We start from the raw sequence: 228 nt of genomic DNA, 5'->3' as shown, positions 1-228 counted from the left end.
ACTATTCTTTCGGCAGCGATTGGTTTCCTTGTATTATTAACTCACTTCTTTAGAAAAAGTAGTATTTTAAAATGGACGAAATTCCATTTTGAGTGGGATACAGTGAAACAAATTATGATTATAGGTTTTCCAAGTTTTACAGCTGAAAGTACGGTTGCAATTGTAACAATCGGTTTTAATATTGCGTTCGTTCAATATGCAGGGGAAGTAGGGGTTGCGTCCTATGCG

Annotated in this window: 1 pseudogene; it reads left to right on the top strand. The window is 36.0% G+C overall.

Features of this window, described 5'->3' with window-relative positions:
- Positions 1-228, top strand: a pseudogene (locus tag SB658_RS28315) (MATE family efflux transporter); the annotation flags it as partial.

The organism is Bacillus sp. SIMBA_008 (assembly GCF_046535495.1).
Lineage (GTDB): Bacteria > Bacillota > Bacilli > Bacillales > Bacillaceae > Bacillus > Bacillus subtilis.
Note: the sequence above shows the minus strand (reverse complement) of the source record. Positions and strands in the feature narration are given on the sequence as shown.